The 3,753-nt window shown below is 67.6% G+C and carries 4 protein-coding genes; 1 reads left to right on the plus strand and 3 read right to left on the minus strand.

Translation table 11 applies throughout. The features are described 5' to 3' along the window. Positions 1-226: 226 nt before the first annotated feature. The 3 genes from IEZ19_RS49355 to IEZ19_RS49365 all read right to left on the minus strand — a co-directional run bounded on the left by IEZ19_RS49355 (position 227) and on the right by IEZ19_RS49365 (position 3,201). Entirely contained in the window at positions 227-859 is a 633-nt protein-coding gene (locus IEZ19_RS49355) for a hypothetical protein (RefSeq protein ID WP_189317892.1), read from the minus strand. A 459-nt stretch (positions 860-1,318) separates the two neighbouring features. Further along, positions 1,319-1,885 (minus strand): RDD family protein, encoded by a 567-nt coding sequence (locus IEZ19_RS49360; RefSeq protein WP_229841731.1) that lies wholly within the window; start codon positions 1,883-1,885, stop codon positions 1,319-1,321. 593 nt (positions 1,886-2,478) lie between these two features. After that, on the minus strand, positions 2,479-3,201 hold the full coding sequence (locus IEZ19_RS49365) for an SMI1/KNR4 family protein (RefSeq protein WP_189317893.1): 723 nt from the start codon (positions 3,199-3,201) through the stop codon (positions 2,479-2,481). Between the two features lie 318 nt (positions 3,202-3,519). Here IEZ19_RS49365 and IEZ19_RS49370 point away from each other — a divergent pair. Continuing rightward, positions 3,520-3,753 (plus strand): transposase (locus tag IEZ19_RS49370; protein ID WP_229841732.1); only part of this gene is annotated, 234 nt, incomplete at its 3' end.

Genomic DNA, 3,753 nt, shown 5'->3' on the forward strand with positions numbered 1-3,753 from the left:
GCGGCGGTGGGGGTGCCGGCGCAGTCCGCGGACCGGACGCCGGACGTCGCCGCCGCTTTGCGGTCAGAAGCTGTTGTCCTGTGCCCCCTCGCGACCGTGGTTCCCTGCGGTTCCCCGCACTAGCGGGCACGGATGGGGCACGGGCACCTCGTCAGCGTCGGCGGTCCGAGATCAGCGCACGCATCGTGGCCGGCCTGACCGGCGGCGTAGGCGCCCCTCGTGGACGTCAGGGGATGCGCAGGGAGCTTGTGAGCTGCTGGTAGAGCTGCTTCACGCCATGCTCGTCCGTGGCAGGGCCGCCGGCCACGAGTCCGACGAGGTGGTCGTCGGCGGCGACGGAACGGACGAGGGTCACGCTCGGGACGCCGTGGTTGTCGAACGTGATCCGGCCCTCGCGGGCGGAGTGGCCGGCGACTTTAAGGGGCTGGTTCCTGGTGATGGTCCCACTGATCGAGGCGGCAGCGCCGCGGACGGCCGGGTCCAGTTCGGGCTTGGGATCCGCTCCGTGCATGTCCACGACCTCGAAGGCAACCTTGTTTTTCCCGACACTGACCTTGTACCGCCGTATCTGGTAGGTCTTACCGCTCAAGGTGAACGAGTCGTGCTCGACTTTGGCCCTGCCGGGCAGCTTGACGGTGATGCCGCTCGGTGCGTCGGTGGTGTCGACCCACTGTGCGGCGACGCCGCGAGGCGGGCTGGTGACCGGGCCCCCGGCGGTGGCTGCGATGCGCAGGCTGCCGGTGCGCGCGAAGTCCTGGGGGGTGCTGACGGCGGTGGCCCCGCCCATTGCCGCGCCGGTCAGAACGGCGGTCAAGCTGGCGGTGGTGGCGGTGTGAACGAAGCGGCGTGCAGTTTTCATGGGCTCTCCTGGTGGCTTGAGCTCCACGTTGATGAGGGTGAGGTCCACCTTCCAGTGGGACCCCGGCTCATACCTCCTGTCATCTCCAGCATCAGCAGCATCACGGCTCGCGTGTCCCGAGCGACAGGGACGCCCCTTCTACCCGGTCGTTTCCGATTCCGCATGCCGTACAGCCCGCGAGATAGGCACGATGGGCCGTTCCGAAAGGCGGCATGCCGCGAGGGCGCCCGTCCGCCCGAGGACGGCGGCCTGACCACCAAGCTGCACCTGACCGCGCGACCTGTGCGTTCCGTGGACGCTCGCCTGCGTTCCCCGTTGTTCCCCGTCAGTTGACGCTCCATCGGGCACGTCGGGGGCACGGGCTCCGAGCCCGGGACGTCGGGGCTCAACAACAAGGTTGGCCGAGCCCGCGTATCGGGCGATACGGCTGTCAGAGCGCCGCCGAACCGTGAGTACCGGTCACTGGGCCGAGACCACGACGGTCTTGGCCACCTTGTCGTGCAGCGCCTGGTGATAAGGCTTGTCCCACAGCAACCACAGGACGTTGATCAACCAGAGGATCCCGAGGACGGACGGGACGAACGCCGGCAGGACGTTGATCGCCCAGAGCGCCCATCCGGCGCCCGCGAGGACCCCCGGCAGGCCGTAGGCCGCGGCGCGCAGCCAGCCAGGCCAGCCGGCCGGGAGCGATCCGTCATGGAGCATGCCGACCTGGATCTTCATCCACTGTTTGCCGAAGGTCCGGCCGCGGGTGGTGAGCAGGTAGCCGTCGTAGCCGATGTACACGAGCCAGAAGATCACGCCCAGTAGTGCGCTCCCCATCAAGCCGAGAGCAGGCTGAATGCGATCGTAGATCCACACAATGAGGTTGGAGGGGACTCCGATGATCAGGACGTAGTCGATGATCCGCGCCAGAAGCCGCCGCCACCTGGCCGCCAGCGGTGGGATATCGGTCGGCGGACCGGGTACGTCAGGCTTCCCCCACAACGGCTCCTCGGAGTCCGGCAGTGGCTGATCGGTACTCATACGTGGAGTCAAACTCGGCAGTCCTGACCGCGCATGCGCCCAGACCCGTACGGGTGGTCACCTTCTGCTGTACCGGTGGCGTCCCACCTTCCCCAACCCACCACCCTCCCCAGCTCCCATCCCGTACGCCGTCGACCCACACGCCGTGGAGCAGGCGTGGTTCCTGGCGTCCAGGTGGAGCGCGCCACTGTACGAACGACCTGGACGCCAAGGGCCGCGTCTGCTCGGCTCTGCCTGGGTCGATGGTGTGCGGGATGGGAGCCCCCAACATCCGCCACGACGGACCCGCGGTCGGAGAGGGCGCCCCCTCCATCCCGGTGCCGGCCGATCCCCCGCCGGAGGCACTGTTCTGACCGTGGCCGCGATGTGCGGTGCTCGACTCGTGGCCACCGGCCCTATCCACCAGTGGGCGCGCGTCGGCGCAGCGCGGGCGGAGCGGGCCGGAGGCAGGAGCGGCGCCCGCAGCGGAGCCGGGGCTTAATGAGGTAGAGAAACCTGTAACAGCTCTCGGTCGTCTGTCTGTGTCTTGTCTCGGTTGATGCTTGACGTTGTGGCTTCACCTGATGCTTAACACCGCTTGCCTCGGCTTGGGGTCAGCAGACCCACGGTCCGGGGAGCTCTGCCCGAATGGTTTCGAGAGCGGCAGGTGTACGTCCACGCGCGTGAATCCAGGACTGGTCCTCAATGCCGTCCCGGCGCACCAGTCGGCCGGGAGCCGCATACCAGCGCAGCGGCGAGTCGTCCGCGCTCGCCCACATCGGATGGTCAGGCAGGTCCACCCGCCCATAGCGAGCGTGGAGGCTCGGAACCAGCGCGTCCGGGAGCTCGCAGGCGTCGTAGAGGCTGTCTGCCCCGAAGAGCGACTCGCTCAGCACGAGTTCCACCCAGGCCAAGGACATTCGATCGAAGAAGGGAATCCAACCCTCGCGCGATTCCACCACGACCGGCGGATCCTCCTGCTCGATCTCGTCCAGCGGAATCCCCCAGTACGCGCAGTCCTGGTTCTCGCGTCGGAAGACCAAAACACCGTTCAATGCGTCGTCGACGTAGAGGCCGGTCGGCCGGACTAGAGGGTCCTGCTGTCGGGTCAGGTCGTCCCGCCGGCCGAAGAGCTCAAAACCCTCACGCAAGGCAGCCGGAAGCTCGAAGCCCAGATCAACCTCCGCAGCGGCCAACTCGTCCTCGGCACAACCGTCTTCCACTCGCAGACGGCGACCCATCCATGCGTCGGCGAACCAGCGCACGAAGTCCCAGGCCTGGGAGCGGGTATGCACCCCGCCCCGCAGCACCACCGACACGTCAGGGCCGTCCAGCACGCCGAGGACGCTACCGCTTCCCTCGACCACCCGACCACCCGACCGCGCGGGGGAGGCCTAAGCGGCCCGGCCTCGTGATTGTTCGCGCCCCAACTTGACCCACCGACGGCATGAGATGTCTAGGGCAGACGTCAAGCGTCACCCGACGTCAACCTGTCAACCATCAACTGAGCTTGACTCTGTCGGGGATCTTGGAGTTTCCCAGTGCGCCGGGGTGATCGGTGGGCATGCTCGGGGTGTTTCCGAGAGCCCATGCAGTTGTCGAGGTGTCCGTTGTCGCTCCGTCCTCGTTCCGGTGAGCAAGTCCCGCCTCTTACCGTGCAGATCGCGCGGGCGAGCAACCCGGGTGGTACGGCGGCGATGTGGGTGAGAGACCGCCTGGACGGGCTGTGGTGTGACGAGGACTTCGCGGACTGGTATCCGCGTGACGGGCGTCCGGGTCTCTCGCCTGCCCAGCTGGCTACTGTCTGTGTGCTGCAGTTCGTGCTTGGTCTGTCGGACCGTCAGGCGGCCGAGGCGGTGCGCTGCCGCATCGACTTCAAGTATGCGATG

Source organism: Streptomyces brasiliensis, assembly GCF_014647875.1.
GTDB classification, from domain to species: Bacteria; Actinomycetota; Actinomycetes; order Streptomycetales; family Streptomycetaceae; genus Streptomyces; species Streptomyces brasiliensis.

Bases quoted from the DNA above. Each gene is read 5' to 3' on its own strand.
- IEZ19_RS49355 (WP_189317892.1), bottom strand. From the start codon at position 859: ATGAAAACTGCACGCCGCTTCGTTCACACCGCCACCACCGCCAGCTTG.
- IEZ19_RS49360 (WP_229841731.1), bottom strand. From the start codon at position 1,885: ATGAGTACCGATCAGCCACTGCCGGACTCCGAGGAGCCGTTGTGGGGG.